Origin of the sequence: Oculatella sp. LEGE 06141 (genome assembly GCF_015207605.1) — a bacterium.
Taxonomy (GTDB): domain Bacteria; phylum Cyanobacteriota; class Cyanobacteriia; order Elainellales; family Elainellaceae; genus Oculatella.
In genome coordinates this window covers 81,343-100,656 of sequence record NZ_JADEWO010000001.1, presented here as the reverse complement: position 1 = coordinate 100,656, position 19,314 = coordinate 81,343, and the positions used below count along the sequence as shown (strand labels likewise).

Below are 19,314 nucleotides of genomic sequence, written 5' to 3'. Positions count from 1 at the left end.
AACTGGCTGAAAACAGCCGTTAAAATTACCAGCGGCTATGAGCAGACTGAACGACGGTGGACTCAGCCTGCACGACTGCCTGAGCGTAAAAGTCAGAAGTGGTTTCCTGAGCAACAACTCGACCTAGCTGAGCTTCGATCGCAGCCGTTACTTCGGCACAGGTTGCGCCTACGATTCCTGTAACCTTTTCTTCTACTCGACCGTCTGGATGAATGACGAACTCTAGCGTTTCCATGCGTTCGATGATCCTGTGAACTAGCTAACCAACCGCTATCGGCTAAATATTAAAAAACACTTAATGTTGTTAACAACTTAATTGAGAGTGGATGGCGTGATACTCGACCTACAGAGTGATTTTATTAAACTCTCCCACTCGAAGTTAACTAAGCAGGCTTAAAACGTAAAAAAAGTTATTAATTCTGTGAGTCGTTGCTTTTGTTAAGTCAGTGTCGCTTAACTTCCGGATGCCGTCAAGTCACAGACAAACAGAAAACATGCCGTTGTTTGTGAGTCAAACGAACAGAGATCCAGCAAATAGAGTTTTTTGGTTCGGTGTGTTGTCGGCAAGACAACCCTCGATAATGAGAGGTTGTTCCATTTGGCATACCACATATGAACAGAGACGCGATCGAAGATGGCCGTAACGCTAATTCACTGCAACACTCTCCCATTCGAGTCGGTGTTTTAGGGTTTGGTGGGTTGGGGCAGGCGGCGGCGCGGGTACTTGCGCTGAAGCAAGAAATGCAATGGGTAGCCGCTGCCGATCACAAAGGATATGTATTTGCCCCATCCGGCCTGAGCGTGGAAGACTGTGTCAAAACCTATCAGACGCAAGGTTCGCTGGGCTATCTGGAACCTTTTGGAGTTCTCAGCAACAACAGCATTCACGATTTGCTTGCTCAAACGGTTCAGGTGCAAGGGTTATTTCTGGCGTTACCCAATCTCCCCAACACGTTCATGGCAACTGTTGTGCGCCAGTTAATTGACCTGGGATGGCAGGGCGTTGTGGTAGATGCCATCAAACGCACTACCGCAATGGAACATTTATTTCAAATGGAAGATGAGCTAAAGGCATCTGGCATTACTTACCTGACGGGGTGTGGTGCAACCCCTGGCTTGTTAACCGCTGCCGCTGCAATCGCAGCGCAGAGCTATACCGAAATTCATAGCGTCAACATCACCTTTGGCGTTGGCATTGCGAATTGGGAAGCCTACCGAGCCACTATTCGAGAAGACATTGCCCACCTGCCGGGATACGATGTCGAACGGGCTAGAAAAATGACCGATGCTGAGGTTGAAGCGTTACTCAATCAAACGAACGGGTTGTTGACGCTAGAAAATATGGAACATGCTGACGATTTGATGCTGGAGCTAGCTGGAATCTGCTCCCGCGATCGCGTCACGGTCGGCGGAGTTGTGGATACACGGCATTCTAAAAAACCTCTCAGCACTAATGTCCAGGTCACAGGACGCACCTTCGAAGGCAAAATCTCTACCCATACCTTTACCTTGGGGGACGAAACAAGCATGGCAGCTAATGTCTGTGGGCCTGCCTTTGGCTATCTCAAAGCGGGTGCGAAACTGCAACAACGTGGCGTACACGGTTTATTTACGGCAGCAGAAGTAATGCCTCAGTTTGTCAAGTAAAGCTCTCATTCCATTGAGGGAAAGGGTCTAAGACGAAATTAGCGCGACTAAGAACCTACGTGTATGTCGGTATATTTTGGCTGATTATTTTGCGATCGCCGTGATATCACTGAGACGACTCCGTAGGAGTCAAACCCCTGACGGCTACCCTATCTGCCCTGTTTTTCTAATCAGGAACGTTTCAATCCGGACTTTTCTCTAGTTAGGAGAGCCAGCTTAACCAACAGGCTACAATCCCTCACCGTGTTATTACTGTGAGGGGTTATAGTCCGTGGCAACGTCGCTGTGGTTTTGTGATGATTATTACATGAGCAAGTTGTAACCAATCTCTACCTTGCTGCCGTGCAATCGTTGTTTAGTCCATTGCATTAGTCATGATGTCCTCTCTTCACAGAATTCGAGCAGCATTCCAGTTGCAGCCAGGGGAATCCCTTGAATCGTCTGGAGACCGTCCTGATTCTCATCTAGTCAGTGTGCCTTGCGGTGTTGACCGGGTTGGATCCAGTCGTAAGAGCGATCGCAGTTTGGCTCACTTTAGCCTTGGTACCGTCACAGTTGTGTTGGGGGTCATTGGGATATTAGCTTCTCATCTGTCTCCCGCCGATTCAAGCAGTCAGGTATGGGTTTCTGGTATTCAAGTTTCACAGTTAGAAGCGTCTAAAATTCTTGCGGGGGCTGACCACGAGCCGCCGGGTAAAGAATCGTCAGAAGTTGAAAGCAATCTCCAGCCATCGGCTTCTGTAGCGAACCTACCGTCGCGAACCCTTGCTTTATTCCAAGGCAGTCCGCATCTGCAAACGGTAGAGTTTGCTGCAAACGCATCCAACGCCACGATGCAAGGGCAACTGCAAGACGCCGTGGTAGAAACCTATGTTGTTCAAGTTGTTAAAGGGCAGACGTTAACCGTTCTGGTGCGGGGTGCAGATGTCGCAATGACGCTTTTGCAACCCAGTCACCAGCAAGTTGATGTAGTTGCTCGTCAAACTTTGAACTGGAGCGGCACCATTTCAGCCGATGGCAATTATCTCATCCGAGTTGCCGGTTCTGGCCCCTACTCGCTAGATGTAGCGTTAACTCAGTAGTTCACCAACTCCCAGATAGGCGGCAGGCCAGTGATCTGTAGCGATCTTTGTCCTGCTGCCTGTTTCTAGCAGCAGCCTACGTCAGCTCCTAACGGCTTTATGAGTCAGTCAAGTCATCCATAGCTGAAATTTTTGGTTCGATCGCTTCAATCTCAGATTTTGTATCCGCTTCAGGGTCGAAAACGGCTTGAGTGACAAACGGCAGCCCGGCTCCTCGTAAGCCCCGTGCAATTCGTTCCGGTGTTTCTGGAAAAATCACAAACAGTGGATAGGTTTCGTCTGCGCTTTCGCTGATCACATGGCGATAACGGGCTGGCATGAGCCACTCGTATCCTTTATCCAGGCAAGTTTGCGTTTGTCTCCAGCGATTAAGCAACTCAGAGAAGTCTTCCTGGGGACGATGGATAAAAACGAAGATTTCAACACCAGTCTTGACCTTCCACTCTGGGTCACACATCAAAATAGCAACATCGCACGGCAATTGAACTAACGCTTTAGCGTCAGATGCAAGATGATTTGCTCCTGCCGATGCGGCATAGTGACGAATTCGAATCAGCGGTAGCGGAATCGTAATAATGCTCTCCTGAGGCCGACGCATACTTGGAATCAGTTCCAAATAGGGTCGAAACTGTTGCAGGAGTGCGATCGCACCAAAATGGTCACTGTACTGTGCCAGTAGCTCTTCGTACTGAGACTGCTCAACAGTCATAGTTTGCGAACCTGCTGAAAGCTGTACTTGACTTTAAAATGTTAGCAAGGCAAAGCCTGTGCTGTTTCGTCACGTCATAAGTAAGCGGTCAGCGTCAGCATAGAAAACAAGCTAGACGCTAACCGCAGCAACAAGCGATCGCTCTTAAGTAGTGTTTAGAGCTTGTCTAATTTGAAAAGCGTTAAATGTCTCCTGCAAGGACATAACATTCGGCAGATATTCCTTGAAAAAAAACAGACGTATCGCCCAAATGCCATGCCCTATCGATGTCGAGCTACCAAAGGGATGACTGAATCGTCCTTACTTGATAGCGTCCATTACCTTAAACATAGGTAAGTACATTGCCACAAGAATGGAGCCTACCATACCGCCGATGACGACAATCATGATGGGTTCCATAATGCTTGTCAGTCCTTTTACCGCCTGTTCAACTTCATCTTCATAAAAGTCGGCAACTTTCATCAGCATGGTATCGATTTCTCCGGTTTCCTCACCAATACTGATCATCTGAATCGCCATCACTGGAAACACCTGCTCACGCTGAAGTGCAAGGCTGATCATGCCTCCGGTTTGGACTTCTCGTCGTGCTTCGTCCACAGCATTGGCAATAACTTGATTGCCAGCCGTATCTCTAACAATTTCTAGAGCCGTTAGAATTGGTACTCCAGAGCGGGACAGTGCCCCAAATGTACGACAGAATCGAGCGGTAGCCGTCTTCTGGATCAAATCACCAAACAGCGGCATCTTCAAAAAGAACCGATCCATCGTTTCCCTTCCTACTGCCGTTTTGTAGTACTGCTTGTAAGCAAACGCCAGAACGATGATGAGAACGATGATGGTAACTGAGTAAATTGGAGTCCTCAGAACTTGACTAATCAGCATCATGAAAGCCGTGAAAGGAGGCAGTTCCGCATCTAGCTCTTCAAAGATGTTGGCAAAAATAGGCAGTAGAAAGACCGTCATACCCACAAAGACGCTGACCGCAATGAAGCCAACCGCCATGGGGTACGTCATGGCTGATTTAATCTGGTTTTGCAATCGTGCTGTATCTTCCAACAATTTGGCTAAACGGTTCATGACTTCGTCTAGCACACCTCCAACTTCTCCAGCCTGAACCATGCTCGTATAAAGTCCGTCGAAGCACTTAGGATGCTTCCGCATGGAGTCAGACAAGTTGGTGCCTTGCTGTACATCAGAACTGATCTCCTGAAGCGCTTTCTTCAGCTTCGGGTTGGCGCACTGGTCGGACAGCACGCCAAGACCTCTGACCAGTGCTACACCTGCGTTAATCAGTACGGCAAACTGTCGCGAGAAGATAGCCTTGTCTTTGACCGTAACGCTGGTCATTGCACCCTGGATATCTTTCAAATCAAAGCTGCTGAGCTTATCGAATAATCCTCGGTCTTCTGTCAATTCTTGGACAAATAGCCCCTGCTCTCTCAGGGTGGAGCGGGCTTCAGCAGGAGAGTCTGCTGTTATTTTTTGCCGTCTAGGGTTTCCCTTTGTATCGCGGGCGCGAACAACATAGGTAGGCATAGCTCACACTTTCATGAAGGGATAGTTAGAAACTTGATCGAAGAGAAGATTAGGTTGCCGTGCTTGGCCTAACCTCTCTGAATAGATACTGTAAAAGAATCAAAGATGCAATGAGTTTCTGTTGCAGGTTCCGATCGCTACCGTTAGGCACAGCAAAATTAGTGACCAGCATCGTCTGCGTGACTTCTTAGGGGTCTAATGTTTTGCCGCTGCAGCGGTTCCAGGTTTAGCAGCCCCTGGTACTGCACCAATCAAACGCTGCAACTCGTCTGGTCGAGAGGTTTTGGACATCGCTGCCTCAAACGAGATCCCTCCTGACTTATAAAGGTCGGCTAAGACCTTCTCCAATGTCTGCATACCTAACTTACCGCCAGTTTGGATAGCGGAATAGATTTGTGAGGTCTTACCTTCACGGATCAGGTTAGAAATGGCAGGTGTAATTACCATGATCTCCTGCGCCATCACCCGGCCAAATTCACCTGGCTTCGGATTTTTCTTGGACACGAGAGTTTGGCTAAACACCGCAACGAGGGAGTTAGAGAGTTGCACACGTACTTGAGTTTGTCGTTCAGATGGGAAAACGTCGATCATCCGGTCAACGGTTTGTGCGGCTGAACTGGTGTGCAGGGTTCCAAAAACCAGGTGCCCTGTCTCTGCGGCAGAAATTGCTAGGGAGATAGTTTCTAGATCACGCATTTCACCAACCAGCACAATATCCGGATCTTCCCGCAGAGCTGCTTTTAGTGCGTTAGCAAAACTCTTGGTATCTTCGCCTAACTGTCGCTGGTGAATCAAGCTTTTGATTGGCTCATAGACAAATTCAATCGGGTCTTCAATGGTCAGAATGTGTTCTGCGCGGGTACGGTTAATCAGGTCAATCATGGCGGCCAGGGTGGTCGTTTTGCCGGAACCGGTCGGCCCAGTCACCAAAATCAACCCTCTTGGCTTTTCAGCCATCTCTCGAACCACATCTGGTAACCCTAGCTTGTCGAAGTTAGGAATTTTAGAGCTTAATGCCCGCAAACATGCAGCATATGTGCCTCGGTCTTTGTAGACGTTGACCCGGAATCGGGCTAACCCTTTTACGCCGTACGAACAGTCAAGCTCCCAGTTTTGCTCCAGGTTTTTGCGCTGAGTGTTGTTGAGCATGCTGAAGATCAGCCGTTGACACTGATCCGCTGTCATCGGTTCATCCCCGATGGGGGTTAAATGGCCGCTAATCCGGAAATAGGGCGGTACTCCTGCGGATAAATGTAGATCGGAACCGCCCATCTCGATGAGCTGTTCCATCAGGTCTTCAATCATTAACTCCATGTTGAGCACTCCTTATAGCGGTTGGACGACTTGGCAGTATGGAAATTTAGGGTGATACCAATCACTAGTAACCTTGAATAGCGTCTGAACGATGGCTCCTCCAAAATAATTAATCTTGGAAGCGAGGAGTCATGCAGTAGGGGCAATCGAGCCACTCTGGTTTATGTTCTGCCGCACAAACTCGACATGTGAGCGAACTCTTGCGTTTGGCTTTTAGCTCTGCTTCTAACCCGGTGTCAGTGAACGTGACCCGTTCTACTTCTTCTAAGGTGGTCATCCCTTCATGTACCAGGTTTAAGCTGTATGCCAGCAGTGTCTTCATCCCTTCCTCTACTGCTACTTCTTTGATGCGCTCAGTGGGTGCCCCTTCAGTAATCAGGGTTTGTAGCCGTTCAGTCACCCGCATCACTTCGTAAACGCCGCAACGTCCTTTATAACCAACCCCTTTGCATGCGGGGCAGAGGGTGCCTGCCTCTTTTTGCGCTTGAAACTCATCTTGATGCAAAGTATTCGCTTTGTAGATACTGATATCGCTATCTCTAGAGGTGGAAAGCCCAAATCTAGCGAGTTCCTCTGCGGTTGGAGTATAGGGAATGCGGCATGTTTGACAAACCCGCCGCATCAGACGTTGAGCCAATACGCCAATCAACGAACTGGATACCATGAAGGACTCAACACCCATTTCTTCCAGACGAGCGATCGCACTGGCCGCATCGTTGGTGTGGAGCGTTGTTAAGACAAGGTGTCCAGTTAAAGCTGCTTCGATCGCTGTTTTGGCAGTTTCTCTGTCTCGCGTTTCACCCACCAGAATCACATCGGGGTCTTGTCGGAGAAAGGCACGGAGGATAGAAGCAAAGTCCATCCCCTTTTCACGAATCACCTGAACTTGGGTGATGCCCGGCAGAGAATACTCAATCGGATCTTCTGCCGTGCTGATGTTAACCCCCGGATCGTTACGTTCTGATAGAGCTGAATAAAGGGTTGTTGTTTTACCTGATCCCGTTGGCCCTGTTACCAAAATCAGCCCAAAAGGCCGTTTAACCATGTCCTGAACGATAGACAACGTTTCAGGATCTGCGATCAGTTTATCCAGTCCTAGCTGGGTCGCTGAGTTGTCTAAGATTCGGAGAACGACCTTTTCGCCGTATCGACTGGGTAGAGTACTAACCCGAAAGTCAACTTTACGACCGTCAAAAATTCGACGGATGCGGCCATCCTGAGGTTGCCGCCGTTCAGCAATGTCTAAACTGGCGATAATTTTAAAGCGGGCTGTAACAGAAGGCACAATCTTCTTGGGGAGCGGATCAAACGCCTCTCGAAGTACGCCATCTTTGCGGAAGCGAATTCGTAGCGACTCTTCTTGCGGCTCAATGTGAATGTCTGAGACACCTTCCTGCAATGCTTTGACCAGGATTTTATTTACTAAAGCAATGACAGGAGCCGCTTCTGGATCTTGAAGTGCAGCATCCAGGTTGGCTTCTGAATCGTCTTCAGGCTCCTCTAAGTCGAGGTATTCCAGCCCTTCTAAATCTGCCTTGACATCTACCTTAGATTGCAGTTCCAGAATCTTCTGGCGCTCAACCTGTTCATCTAAATACTGGGAAATTAATCGTTGGTAATCTTCAGCAGTGATGACCATCCGCTGCAATCCCAACCCCTGTGGCCGGAGAATACGATTGAGATCGTCTTGAGCCGCGAGGTCATCAGGATTGACCATCGCTACTAGAACAAACGGAGGTTCAGTATTGCTGCGAGATAAAGGAATGAGTCGGTAACGACGACAGATATCTACTGGAATCAGCGTATCGATTAACTGGCTCAGCTGGTTGTTGCTGATCTGGTTAAGCTCTGGGTCAAGCGACTCGACACCATAGAGAATCTTTAGCTCAAATAGTTGCTGTTTCTTGTATTGACGGAGCAGATCCGCAGGAAGCTGGCGACCTGTCAGCGTTTCTAGAACCTCAGTCAGGGGTTTCCCGGACTTACGGCTCTCGACTAGAGCCTGCTGCATCTGTTCAGTGTCAACGTAGCCAGCTTGAACTAGCTTGTTGCTAAAGGGTGAGAAGTTATGTTGTACGACCAGGGCACGCCGCTGAGACGAGGAGTTAGCCATAGCTGATGCAGAAAGATTTCCTTATAAAGTGTTCCCAGATTTTTCGGCTAGAAGTCACCGAAACCCATGCAAATCCATGCAAGTTGTGGGCAAGTCGTAAGGCCAATGGCAACTGTTGAATGGATTGGCCGACCGTAACTCTCCTGTAGAAGTCGATTGGAGTTTGAACGAGGTAGTAGCGCTCAAATGGTAACCCGATGCGGGTGGTTTAACAGAATCGTGAATTACAGTTGCAAATCACGTGGCTTTGCTGCATGGAGCATTTGCTTTAAAGGCGAATAATGTCGATAATTTGCCTGGACAAAAGTACTGATTTGAATCGACGTTTCAGGCTGTGCCATTGCAGAAGGGGGCTTTGAGTGGAGACCTGGCGTTAATTGCGATCGCCACTAAATGCTAAGATGCCCCGGAGGAGAAGCAATAATTGCAGTATCCGTATACGGATACGCTATACCTAGAATGAAGCTGTCCATCGATTGGGGAGCTTTAATGTTGTAGAAACGCAATAAGCGGTTAGATTGAACAATTTCTGATCTGGATTGACGCACGATGACTGAAGAAGAGAAGCAGTTAGAGAATACTCAAGAACCAGTGGTTGAAGCTACTTCGGAGACTGTGGAGGAGACGATGAGTGAAACCACACCATCTAGCGACGTTGGTATTTCTGGGGAATCAGCAGGTGCAGACTTTTCTGACGCGTGGAAAGCTTTAGATGCAGAGGCTGATGATACGGTTGCTGCCCCCGATGGTGCAGATAGCGGGTCAGAAACGGTTACTAACCAGGCGGCGTTGAGTGAGATGTCTCAGATGGTTGAGTCGCTGAAAGCTCAGCTTGAAGATCGAACGGGTCAGTACGTACGTATTGCCGCAGATTTCGATAACTTCCGCAAGCGAACCCAGAAAGAAAAAGAAGATCTAGAGCAGCAGGTTAAGTGCTCAACGATTGTAGAGTTACTCCCGGTTGTTGACAACTTTGAACGAGCGCGATCGCAAATCAAACCGCAAACTGATGCGGAGATGAATATTCACAAGAGCTACCAGGGCATCTACAAGCAGTTAGTCGATTGTCTTAAGCGTATAGGTGTTGGGCCGATGCGATCGGAAGGCAAGGAGTTTGACCCTAACTTGCATGAGGCTATCATGCGTGAAGCTACGGACGAATATCCTGAGGGAACCGTCATTGAAGAGCTAGTACGAGGGTATTTACTAGGAGAACGGGTGCTACGCCACGCAATGGTTAAAGTGGCTGCGGCTCCAGAACCCGCATCTGCTCCAGATGACGAAAATCCGAGTAGTTCAGAGAGCTAATTGCACGGTTGCCCATCCTCATTTCACCGCTATTTCCTAAACTTTACGTCGCTTTGCAAATATTTTTGGCCTGTACTGATTAGATTCCCGAAAGATTGCGGAATACTTGCTGGAAATGAGTCCAACTTGATTGCTTCGCGTACTCATTCAATTGAACACGTTAGTAGCCGCAAATTATGGGAAAAGTCATTGGCATCGACCTAGGCACAACAAATAGCTGTGTTGCTGTACTAGAGGGCGGTCATCCTGTTGTCATCTCAAACTCTGAGGGTGGGCGGACGACTCCGAGTATTGTTGGATTTGGAAAAACCGGTGAACGCCTTGTTGGCCAGCTAGCAAAGCGACAAGCGGTGACTAATGCGGAAAATACGGTCTTCAGCATCAAGCGATTTATTGGTCGCCGTTGGGACGATACCTCCGATGAGCGGGGTCGCGTTCCCTATAATTGCGTTAAAGGCAAAGACGATACCGTTGACGTTCAAATTCGCGGTCGTACCTATACTCCACAAGAAGTTTCGGCAATGATTCTGCAAAAGCTGAAGCAGGATGCCGAAAATTACTTAGGAGAACCAGTGACGCAGGCTGTTATTACTGTGCCTGCTTATTTTACGGATGCTCAGCGGCAAGCTACAAAAGACGCTGGAACGATCGCTGGCTTAGAAGTGCTGCGTATTATCAATGAACCCACAGCGGCAGCCCTCTCCTATGGCTTGGATAAGCAAGATCAAGACCAAACCGTTTTAGTGTTTGACCTCGGTGGCGGCACGTTTGACGTGTCAGTATTGCAGTTAGGAGACGGTGTTTTCGAAGTTAAAGCCACGTCTGGAAATAACCACCTGGGTGGCGATGATTTTGATAACGTTCTGGTTCGTTGGCTCATCGATAATTTTCGTGAACAAGAAGGGATTGATCTCTCCGTTGACAAAATGGCGCTTCAGCGACTCCGAGAAGCGGCTGAGAAGGCAAAAATCGAGCTTTCTAGTATGCTGACGACTACGATCAATCTGCCGTTTATTACAGCAGACGAATCAGGGCCTAAGCATCTTGAAACTGAATTTACCCGCGCTACTTTTGAAGAACTGGTTCATCAGTTGATCCAAGATACTATTGAACCGGTTACTCAATCTTTGAAAGATTGTGATTTAACAGCTCAAGATATCGATCGAATTATTCTGGTTGGAGGGTCAACCCGAATTCCAGCGGTTCAAGAAGCGATTCAAACTCACTTTAGCGGTAAAGTGCCCGACCGCTCGGTTAACCCCGATGAAGCGGTGGCGTTAGGAGCTGCCATTCAAGCAGGGGTGCTGGGTGGAGAAGTTAAAGATTTACTGTTGCTAGATGTAACTCCCCTGTCGCTCGGCATTGAAACCCTGGGTGAGGTGTTTACTAAAATTATTGAGCGGAACACTACTATTCCAACCAGCAAGACTCAAACCTTCTCAACTGCTACTGATGGACAAACGTCGGTTGAGATTCATGCCCTTCAAGGTGAACGGGCAATGGCAAAGGACAACAAGAGCCTGGGTAAGTTTCAACTGACGGGTATTCCTCCTGCTCCGAGAGGCGTTCCTCAGATTGAGGTTTCGTTTGAGATTGATGCAAACGGTATTCTACAGGTGTCTGCACGGGACAAAGGAACAGGACGTGAGCAAAGTGTGCGGATTACCAACACGGGTGGCTTGAATGACACAGAAGTGCAGCGTATGCGCCAGGAAGCCGAACTCTTTGCTGAGGATGATCTGCGGCGCAAGAAGCTGATTGAACTCCGCAATCAGGCCGACAGTTTGCTGTACAGTTACGAATCGACCATTAGAGACAACGCTAGCTTCATCAGCGATGACCTGAAGGAGCAAGCTAACACGAAAATGGCAGAATTGCGGGCAGCGATCGCCGATCGCTCTATCTCAGTGGAGGTGATGCAGCAGAAAATCGACGCTCTCCAACAGATGTTGCTGACGATTGGTGCCTCGGTTTACCAGCAGGCAGGTCAAGATGACCTGAACGGCTTTAGCCCCGCTGATAACCATGCAGCACCGTGGACGAATGGGAACGCTGAGCCTGTTTCAGATGAAGTTGAAGAGTATGGTTTTGAAAATGATGACACGGTTACAGCCGATTACGAGGCAGTTGATTAGTTTAGAGTGTAGGGTAATAGGTGTAGGGTGTTAGGTTCTTGGTTATGATGGTGTGATCGTGGCCTAATGCTCGACGCTTATTGTATTATCGTTTCTCCTACTTCTTAAGCAGCGCCCTATGGCTGGTGATTACTATGAAATTCTCGGTGTCTCTCGTGACGCGGACAAAGAGGAAATCAAGCGAGCTTATCGACGGCTTGCTCGAAAGTATCATCCTGATGTAAATAAAGAATCAGGGGCAGAGGAGCGCTTCAAGGAGATTAATCGCGCCTATGAAGTGCTGTCCGAACCAGAGATGCGAGCACGCTACGATCGCTTCGGCGAAGCCGGAGTGGGGTCTGGTGCGGGTGCTGGGTTCCAAGATTTTGGTGACTTTGGCGGCTTTGCGGATATTTTCGAGAGTTTCTTCAGCGGTTTCTCGGGGGGCATGGGACAGCAAACTCGCCGTCGGGGTGGCCCGGTACGTGGCGACGATCTGCGGCTTGATTTAACGCTAGATTTCCGGGAAGCCGTTTTTGGTGGTGAAAAGGAAATTCGAATTAGCCACCTGGAAACCTGCATAACCTGTACAGGCTCCGGAGCTAAGCCAGGTACTCGTCCCCGTACATGTCCTACCTGTTCTGGCTCGGGACAGGTGCGTCGAGCTACGCGTACTCCCTTTGGCAGTTTTACTCAGGTCTCGGTTTGCCCAACGTGTAATGGCAATGGGCAGGTGATTGAGGAAAAGTGCGAGGTTTGTGGCGGTAGTGGGCAAAAGCAAGAAGCCAAAAAGTTGAAAATTACAATCCCAGCGGGGGTTGATAATGGTACTCGGTTGCGGGTTTCCTCTGAAGGAGATGCGGGTCTGCGTGCTGGCCCACCCGGCGACTTGTACGTCTACCTGTTTGTCAACGACGATTCCGAATTCCAGCGAGATGGCATCAACATTCTGTCTGAGGTGAAAATCAGCTACCTTCAGGCCGTTTTAGGGGATCGCATTGAGGTTAATACTGTTGATGGCCCTGTTGAGGTAACGATCGCCCCTGGGACTCAACCCAACACGGTGATCACACTGGAAAACAGAGGCGTACCCCGTCTAGGGAATCCTGTTAGTCGAGGCGACCATTTAATTACAGTGCTGATTGAGATTCCAACCAAGATCAATGCTGAAGAACGAGAACTGTTGGAAAAGTTGGCTAAGATTCGTGGCGATCGCCTCAGTAAGGGAGGCGGAATTGAAGGGTTTTTAGGAGGGCTATTTCGAGGATGAGTGGTGCTACCGTTTCTAACCTCCTGCCGGATGCCCATCTCGACCTGCGTGGTACCCCCTGCCCAATCAACTTCGTACGGACGAAACTTCAACTAGAGCGAATGGCTCCAGGGTCGTTGCTGGAGGTGTGGCTAGACCCTGGAGAACCGATTGAACAGGTGCCTGATAGCCTGACGATGGAGGGGTATACCGTTGAACAGATCGAAGATCGCTCTGATTTTTTTGCGATCAGCATCCGGCGGCCCCAATTAGAACATTCTGCATGTTGACTTATGAATGCTGAGTCAGCTAATCGGCTCAAGGTTCATTCCCTGGAAGTGGGTACGCTTTTAGGAACGGTGTTGGCTGTTCAGGCTAACTATTATTGGGTCAAGCTGGACACGGGCATTCCTCTGTCGGTTGAGAAAACGACCCTGCTGTGTACACGTCGTGCTCGTCTCAAGAAAATTGGGCAGCAGGTGATTGTAGGCGATCGCGTCCGGGTTGAAGAACCTGATTGGACCGATGGCCGAGGTGCTATCGCCCAGGTTTTTCCTCGCAGAAGCCAGCTCGATCGCCCACCCATTGCCAATGTTGATCAAATTCTGCTCATCTTTTCGTTAGCGGAGCCATCCTTAGATCCCTTTCAGTTAAGCCGCTTTTTAGTCAAAGCTGAATCAACGGGGTTAGAGATTTGTCTCTGTTTCAACAAAAGCGATTTGGTGTCGCTTAACGAGCAGCAGTACTGGTGCGATCGCATTAGCAAGTGGGGCTACTCGCCGCTTGTCGTTAGTGTGCAAACCCGAAGCGGCCTCATGAGTCTGCAAGACCAGCTTGATCAAAAAATCACAGTTGTTTCTGGGCCGTCTGGAGTGGGTAAATCTAGTTTAATTAACAACCTGATTCCCACGATTGACCTGCGTATTGGTGCTGTTTCAGGCAAGTTGGGCAGAGGACGGCACACGACCCGTCATGTGGAGCTATTTGAATTGCCGACGGGTGGCTTATTGGCTGATACTCCAGGGTTCAACCAGCCTGACTTGAATTATGCTCCCCATGAGCTGGCGGGCTATTTTCCCGAAATTCGGCAACAGTTGGCAGAAGCAGCCTGTCAATTCAGTGACTGTTTGCATCAAGACGAACCCAATTGTGCTGTTTCTGCGGAGTGGGAACGGTACGAGCATTATTCCAGCTTTTTGGCAGATGTTGTGGCTCGTCAGGAGTCAATTGATCAATCTACTGATGCTGAATCGGCAACAAAAGCAAAAACTGGCGATGAAGGACAGATTCAGTATGAACCGAAGTTGGCTCCCAAGAAATATCGCCGTCCTTCTCGCCGCGCTCAGCGTCAAGCGTTGCAAGACCTGCGATACGACGTTGATACCTTGACGCAGGACAACGATTAACGATGTTTTTTCTTAATGCGTCGTGCTAGAGTTCGTTTCTGAATGGCAAGAATGATGGGAAGACTGAGGAAATAGCTGAGAACGCCGCTACCGCATCCCACAATCAAACAGCCCAGAAGATAGCTGACTAAAAACTTTTTGCCCAACTGCATAACATTGCTGAGCGATCGAACATCTTTAATCGGGAAGTCGCTAATTTGACTACCCAACACCACTTGCCCAACGTGAAAGTTAAATGCGGTCAGCGGCAGCGTTGTGAGTGGATTGCTGAACCACGTGCCTGCCGCTGCCGCAAACTTGTTGCCGCGAATGAGAGCGGCTGAGAGCACAGCGATCGCCATTTGCAGTCCCGGTAGTGGGAACATGCCCCAGAAAATGCCCAATGCAAAGCCCAGAGAGATTTCACTCGGAGTGGCACGCAGCCGGATAAACCGCAAATAGAAATAACGCAGCCATCGTTGCCCCTTGTTCATTCCTCAGGTCGCCTTATTTTGTAATGAACAGGTTTTGAATGCGTTGAGATCCTGTGCTCATTCGTTTAGAATTTGCTGACCCAGCATTAGCTTCAGTGTACAAGGCGCTCCGTTATGGTTTATGCTTAGAATCTGAAGTGCAAGGCTCCGTTTAAGCCTGCTCTTTTTAGTTCGCGGATGTGGTGGAATCGGTAGACACGCACGCTTGAGGGGCGTGTGGCTCACGCCTTGCGAGTTCGAGTCTCGCCATCCGCATTAACTTATTCAGCACCACTCATTTAGCAAAACTGTTCTTCGAGTCTGTCAATTAAGATGGGCAGACGGCTCGGCATCGTACTATGATGCATGTAGAAGGATAAAGTTTTGTAAATCCATTGACTCCAGCGTTTCAATCAACTCACAGTCTATCGCTTCCAACGGCCTGGTATGCGCTGTATCCGCTTTGGCAGGGTGCAGAAGCGGATGTTCAACGCGGGCTGCCGCACAGCCAGCTCTCTCCTGCATGGCAGATGTTGCTGTTGGGAGATGGTTCACCTACTCGCCATCTCCAGTTGTTGACTGGAGAGCAAACAGAGGTAGATGTCATCGATATGTCGTTGGTCGGCAACGATCTGGATGGGGCACCTGAGGTGATTCAGGTGGTTCCAGGCCCTCGCCTGAGGCGGCAGGTATGGCTAAGAACCCCTTCCGGGCAGCGACTGGCCTACGCCACATCCTGGTGGGAGGCGAGTCATGTCGATGAATACCTGCAAAATCGATCGCTGCCAATTTGGGCTAACCTGACTCGCTTGCGAACCGAGCTATATCGAGATGTGCAAGGAATTCACTACGGACATTCTGAGGCGCTTGAACTGGCGTTTGAGCAAGCAGGGCCATTTTGGGGACGGCACTATTTGTTTTGGCATCATGGACAGCCCATTACCCTGATTTACGAGGTGTTTTCGCCCTACTTGCAAACTTATCTAGGTGCGACAAACGGCGATCGCTTTCCAGCACAACCGAACCTCAAGCAGTAAGCTCGATTCTGCCGTGCGTGCGGTACGATTTGCTAAATGGCCGAAAAAAACGGTCAGATTATGATATCGTTAGTTTTCTCTAAGGTGCGTTTTGCCCTTGTGGTAAAGCCGTTAGGGATACGTCTTAGCCATGTTGCCAAGCGGAGTGAAGTTTGACTTCATGACAATGCAACGCATCAGGTTGAACGCAAATTAGTGTAAGTAAGGCTCTTAAGAGTGGAAGTACAATCAAGTCGTTTAGAGGCTGTTGTACAGCAAATTGGTGAAGCTGTTCTGGCTACAACCGACACGGTTGATCGGCTTTCTGCCCAGGTTGATGCATTGGCTGCCCAGGTGCAGCAGCAGGGCTATCAGATTTTTGCCCTTAGTGATGCTGTACAAACCCTGGCAGAAAATCAAGATAGCGCTCTTGAACGAATTGGACGGTTGACAGAAGCATTGCAGCGTTTAGTCGCGGCGATCGAAGAGACTGATGAACCCCATCCTTGAGGTGGTTGTAAACACGACGTTCGATTTGTTCCAGTTGACCCATCTGGGTGAGTTAGGAAAACCAATAATGTGAGACAAACAGTAGTAGGCGTGTAGATATATGGCTGAAGACATTGGCAATCAAGGGTTATTCTCCAATGGTGCTGGCTGAAGAACTTCGGCAAGACTGGCAGTCAAGGCTTCAGGCGGACTACCCAGACCAACCGTCATCGGTGCGAGAAAGTGTCGTCCGCTGGCTTTTGGGAAATGATCCAGAGCATTTCGATCAGCTTCTGCCCGATCAGCTTGCGATCGCCAAGCAAGCCATGGATTACCGTTACCGTATTTTGCAGCAACGGTATCTAAAGGCCGGCCCGGAGCAAGCCTACCGCCAACTGATTCAACGACTGAGCAGTTTGTTTTTGATCCGAAGCAAGATTCGAACCTGGGTTGCTCTTTCGCGCGATCGTCGGCGAACGGTGATGGACGTTCTGCAAGAAGTCATTCAAGAGCTAATTCAGGGTGACAGCTACATTCGGCAGCAGGTCGCCTGGATTGGGCAATGTACTGATAATCCACGGCTTCGCAATGCATTGCTGCTCACCAGCATTGAAGAGTATTGTCTTCGGCCTATTCGAAATCAGCCGCTGCTGGTTTATCGATTTGTCAACTATCTGCGCCGATCGCAGCGAGGGGGAATGACCCAGGTGCCAACAGGCGACCTGGTGCGGCTGGTTTCGGAAGAGATTACTCAAGATGAGAGCGATAGTGCGGTAAGCTTGCTCGACTCCCAGGCGATCGCTCAATATCAAGATGATCAGGTATGGGAAGAGCAGCAGTCGTTACGCACTTCTGTTAAGCAAGAGTTTATGACGTACCTCGAACAAGAGGTTGATCCCCTGGCGGCGCGATGGCTGGAACTGCATTTGCAGGGACAGTCTCAAGAGATGATTGCCCAATCGCTTAATATGCCCATCAAGCAGGTGTATCGGCTGCGAGAGAAAATTAGTTATCACGCTACCCGTGTATTTACGCTCAAGGTTCAGCCTGAGTTAGTAACAACCTGGTTAGGCACATCCTTACAAGAACATAGGCTTGGGCTGACTCTGGAGCAATGGCAGCAGTATTTAGAGACGCTGACTCCCGAGCAGCGGCAGTTGATAGAATACCTGAAGTCGGGGCAAAGTGTTGAGGCTGTTGCCAAAGACCTCAACCTAAAGGTTCATCAGGTTACCGGAGAATGGATTAGACTTTATCTAGCGGCTCAGTCACTGCGAAGTGTGTCCTAGTGTTGGTTCTAGGGTAAGGTGTACCGTCATCTAGAGGATGGTTGAGAAGGGCTACAGGCTGTCTAATTCCCTCTGTTCTCTCCAACAGAGTTCAACCGAGGTGGATACCCAACAATTCAGCGTGTAGGATTAGTTTTTAACGTTCCTCTGAGCGATCGCCCTGGTGCGATCGTTACCAAAACTGTGACTGCTAGCTGGGCTGCTCTACGTTAAGGGCGCAGCTCATAGCCGCAAATTTTCAGAATTTCAGCTTAGTCACTTCCTATGACATCTCCCTTGAGCAGCCAGCCTGAACCTAACCCATCTAACCCAAGCCACCAGCGAATTTTAGCCCAGTTTCAAGATGAATGGGCCGAGCGGCTGAACGTTGAGCAGATGTTCATGCTGATTGACGGTGTCTTACCGTTTGAAGCTTGCTTGTATTATCAGGTGATTCCTTTATTTCTGGAAGGAAGCCGCTTGAGCTTGGGTATGGTTAGCCCACAAGACATGGGCGCTCTGGAGTATGTCCGTCGCATTATTTCGTACCTCAACTACTCCTTGATTCCCCGGGCGATTTCGTCGGAGGTTCACCAGGCCATTTTGACGGCTTATCTCAACCATATTGGTACCCAGCAAGCCGCGATCGCCCAGCGACAGCAGCTAACCTCTACAACCCGAGTTCAACGTCATACAGTCAGAACTCGGGTAGAACAACCCATCGATCGCAACATTCAACAGACTCTAATTGTTGATAGTCCTGATGATTTGGAAGAGGCTGAATCCAATAGCGAACCTGAACCGCCATCTCCGGCTCCACCCCCTCCGTTTTCATTCACGCCTGCGGCACCGACACCCGATTTGCCATCGACCAAGATTCTGGAGGATTTGACACCAGACGACGATGAAGCGCCATTGATGCATCGGCAGAAGCACCCTCCTCATGCGCCTTCTCCGTTAATGAATTCTTTGCCGACTCTGGATATTGAAGCCAAGCATCTCTCTAGCCCGATTGAGATATTAGCGACGCTGCCGCCCAATGAATTATTGGAGGAATTGCTAGGACGGGTACTGGTGGGTGGAATTGGACGACTTTACTTTGAACGACAGGCGCAGTATGGGCGAGTGTTGTGGAGCCAGAATGGCGTATTGCAATCGGTCATTGACAAGCTCGATCCAGCGGTATTTCAAGGCGTGATTAATGAACTAAAACGGATGACGCACCTGCCGTTGTTTCCGGTCAGCCAGCCCAAGAATACAGAGATCGAGCAACTCTACCATCAAACTCGGTTGTTGTTGCGCTTTCGGTTCATGCCGACGCAGCATGGTGAAGAAGCCACGCTGCAAGTGCTGCGCGGAGCAGCGCTGAAATTTTATCAGCAGCAACGGCTCTCAACTTTAGAGCGAGATGCGCTGGGAATTGCAAAACAGCTTCAGTTGAAGATCAACGAAATTCGCGATCGCGCTCGTTCTGGCTCAACCCTATTGGGGTCTAAACTTGATGCTCTACCGGCTCTGAGCCACTTGCTGCGATCGATCGAGCATCAGTTGGATGCCCTGGAAATCGACCAAACATCTGACGACTAGGCTACAAGGTCTGATGACCGCGCC

The 19,314-nt window shown here is 49.4% G+C and carries 17 protein-coding genes and 1 tRNA gene; 12 read left to right on the top strand and 6 right to left on the bottom strand.

The window, feature by feature from the left end:
• Positions 1 to 25: 25 nt before the first annotated feature.
• A complete protein-coding gene (locus IQ268_RS00455) occupies positions 26 to 235 on the bottom strand; it encodes a DUF2997 domain-containing protein (RefSeq protein WP_193874414.1) in 210 nt (69 codons plus the stop codon).
• Between the two features lie 377 nt (positions 236 to 612).
• Between IQ268_RS00455 and IQ268_RS00450 the strand changes: the two genes are divergently transcribed.
• Complete coding sequence (locus tag IQ268_RS00450; protein ID WP_193874412.1) at positions 613 to 1,647, top strand: saccharopine dehydrogenase-like oxidoreductase; 1,035 nt, start codon at positions 613 to 615, stop codon at positions 1,645 to 1,647.
• Positions 1,648 to 2,021: 374 nt separating this feature from the next.
• Positions 2,022 to 2,729 (top strand): hypothetical protein, encoded by a 708-nt coding sequence (locus tag IQ268_RS00445; protein WP_193874410.1) that lies wholly within the window; start codon positions 2,022 to 2,024, stop codon positions 2,727 to 2,729.
• A gap of 97 nt (positions 2,730 to 2,826) precedes the next feature.
• Here the strand turns inward: IQ268_RS00445 and IQ268_RS00440 are convergent, their stop codons facing one another.
• From IQ268_RS00440 to IQ268_RS00425, 4 genes are all read right to left on the bottom strand, one after another.
• Positions 2,827 to 3,438: a hypothetical protein gene (locus IQ268_RS00440; protein WP_193874408.1), complete on the bottom strand. Its 612-nt coding sequence runs from the start codon at positions 3,436 to 3,438 to the stop codon at positions 2,827 to 2,829.
• Between the two features lie 300 nt (positions 3,439 to 3,738).
• The gene (locus IQ268_RS00435) at positions 3,739 to 4,974 is read right to left on the bottom strand and encodes a type II secretion system F family protein (protein ID WP_193874406.1); all 1,236 of its coding nucleotides are present in this window, start codon (positions 4,972 to 4,974) and stop codon (positions 3,739 to 3,741) included.
• 195 nt (positions 4,975 to 5,169) lie between these two features.
• Positions 5,170 to 6,288: a type IV pilus twitching motility protein PilT gene (locus IQ268_RS00430; RefSeq protein WP_193874404.1), complete on the bottom strand. Its 1,119-nt coding sequence runs from the start codon at positions 6,286 to 6,288 to the stop codon at positions 5,170 to 5,172.
• 109 nt (positions 6,289 to 6,397) lie between these two features.
• Positions 6,398 to 8,401 carry a GspE/PulE family protein gene (locus IQ268_RS00425; protein ID WP_193874402.1) on the bottom strand — a complete coding sequence of 668 codons (2,004 nt, stop codon included), beginning with the start codon at positions 8,399 to 8,401 and terminating at the stop codon, positions 6,398 to 6,400.
• A gap of 549 nt (positions 8,402 to 8,950) precedes the next feature.
• On the opposite strand from IQ268_RS00425, the gene grpE reads away from it, so the two are divergent.
• The 5 genes from grpE (at position 8,951) to rsgA (ending at position 14,478) form a co-directional block, all read left to right on the top strand.
• Positions 8,951 to 9,709, top strand: coding sequence for a nucleotide exchange factor GrpE (grpE, locus tag IQ268_RS00420; protein ID WP_193874400.1), 759 nt, complete (start codon positions 8,951 to 8,953; stop codon positions 9,707 to 9,709).
• A gap of 176 nt (positions 9,710 to 9,885) precedes the next feature.
• On the top strand, positions 9,886 to 11,844 hold the full coding sequence (dnaK, locus tag IQ268_RS00415) for a molecular chaperone DnaK (protein ID WP_193874398.1): 1,959 nt from the start codon (positions 9,886 to 9,888) through the stop codon (positions 11,842 to 11,844).
• A gap of 118 nt (positions 11,845 to 11,962) precedes the next feature.
• The gene (gene dnaJ / locus IQ268_RS00410) at positions 11,963 to 13,093 is read left to right on the top strand and encodes a molecular chaperone DnaJ (protein ID WP_193874396.1); all 1,131 of its coding nucleotides are present in this window, start codon (positions 11,963 to 11,965) and stop codon (positions 13,091 to 13,093) included.
• The gene (locus IQ268_RS00405) at positions 13,090 to 13,362 is read left to right on the top strand and encodes a sulfurtransferase TusA family protein (protein WP_193874395.1); all 273 of its coding nucleotides are present in this window, start codon (positions 13,090 to 13,092) and stop codon (positions 13,360 to 13,362) included. The genes dnaJ and IQ268_RS00405 overlap by 4 nt, the downstream gene beginning before the upstream one ends.
• 3 nt (positions 13,363 to 13,365) lie before the next feature.
• On the top strand, positions 13,366 to 14,478 hold the full coding sequence (gene rsgA, locus IQ268_RS00400; protein WP_193874393.1) for a small ribosomal subunit biogenesis GTPase RsgA: 1,113 nt from the start codon (positions 13,366 to 13,368) through the stop codon (positions 14,476 to 14,478).
• On the opposite strand, the gene IQ268_RS00395 is transcribed toward rsgA, so the two are convergent.
• The gene (locus IQ268_RS00395) at positions 14,475 to 14,951 is read right to left on the bottom strand and encodes a DUF2062 domain-containing protein (RefSeq protein WP_193874391.1); all 477 of its coding nucleotides are present in this window, start codon (positions 14,949 to 14,951) and stop codon (positions 14,475 to 14,477) included. The genes rsgA and IQ268_RS00395 overlap by 4 nt on opposite strands.
• Before the next feature lie 173 nt (positions 14,952 to 15,124).
• Here IQ268_RS00395 and IQ268_RS00390 point away from each other — a divergent pair.
• The 5 genes from IQ268_RS00390 (at position 15,125) to IQ268_RS00370 (ending at position 19,290) form a co-directional block, all read left to right on the top strand.
• Positions 15,125 to 15,206 (top strand) — tRNA-Leu (locus tag IQ268_RS00390).
• 119 nt (positions 15,207 to 15,325) lie between these two features.
• On the top strand, positions 15,326 to 15,967 hold the full coding sequence (locus tag IQ268_RS00385) for a chorismate lyase (RefSeq protein ID WP_193874389.1): 642 nt from the start codon (positions 15,326 to 15,328) through the stop codon (positions 15,965 to 15,967).
• A 216-nt stretch (positions 15,968 to 16,183) separates the two neighbouring features.
• A complete protein-coding gene (locus IQ268_RS00380; RefSeq protein ID WP_193874387.1) occupies positions 16,184 to 16,456 on the top strand; it encodes a hypothetical protein in 273 nt (90 codons plus the stop codon).
• 137 nt (positions 16,457 to 16,593) lie between these two features.
• Positions 16,594 to 17,724, top strand: a complete 1,131-nt coding sequence (locus IQ268_RS00375) for a HetZ-related protein 2 (protein ID WP_193874824.1) — start codon at positions 16,594 to 16,596, stop codon at positions 17,722 to 17,724.
• A gap of 264 nt (positions 17,725 to 17,988) precedes the next feature.
• Complete coding sequence (locus tag IQ268_RS00370; RefSeq protein WP_193874385.1) at positions 17,989 to 19,290, top strand: hypothetical protein; 1,302 nt, start codon at positions 17,989 to 17,991, stop codon at positions 19,288 to 19,290.
• Positions 19,291 to 19,314 lie beyond the last annotated feature (24 nt).